The sequence below is a fragment of the Halorubrum sp. Atlit-28R genome (assembly GCF_003665955.1).
GTDB classification, from domain to species: Archaea; Halobacteriota; Halobacteria; order Halobacteriales; family Haloferacaceae; genus Halorubrum; species Halorubrum tropicale.
The window spans coordinates 1-483 of record NZ_QPLS01000176.1; the positions used below are offsets into that span (position 1 = coordinate 1).

A 483-nucleotide genomic window follows, 5' to 3' on the forward strand; every position below is an offset into this window, starting at 1 on the left:
CAGACGGTGACACGGAGACGACCACCGCCGATAGCGAAACGTCGTCCACCGACGATTCGAATACCTAATTCGGGCGACCACACCCTTTCTCCCGATACTGTTTAATATCCCCATCCTGTAGGTCCACACTGTAATGTCGGAAGTCTGCTCGACGTGCGGGCTCCCTGAAGAGCTCTGCGTCTGCGAGGACGTCGCTAAAGAGTCTCAGGAGATTGTCATCCGCATCGACGAGCGCCGCTACGGAAAAGAGGTTACAGTCATCGAGGGATTCGATCCGAAGGACGTCGACATGGATAGCCTGTCGTCGGACCTGAAATCGAAATTCGCCTGTGGTGGGACCGTGGAAGACGATTCCATCGAACTCCAAGGCAACCACCGCGGCCGAGTGGGGGATTTCCTCCGCGAAAAGGGGTTCAACGTCGCGTGACCGACCTCTAAACTAGCCCGACGTCGAGTTATTTTTGTGACCAAGCCGTCGAGAGC

General features: G+C 56.3%; 1 protein-coding gene. It reads left to right on the top strand.

Annotated elements, in window-relative coordinates; all coding sequences use genetic code 11:
• Nucleotides 1-133: 133 nt before the first annotated feature.
• Nucleotides 134-427 (top strand): stress response translation initiation inhibitor YciH, encoded by a 294-nt coding sequence (gene yciH, locus DVK06_RS17410; protein WP_004059389.1) that lies wholly within the window; start codon nt 134-136, stop codon nt 425-427.
• The last annotated feature ends 56 nt before the right edge of the window (nt 428-483 follow it).

Bases quoted from the DNA above. Each gene is read 5' to 3' on its own strand.
- yciH (WP_004059389.1), top strand. From the start codon at position 134: ATGTCGGAAGTCTGCTCGACGTGCGGGCTCCCTGAAGAGCTCTGCGTC.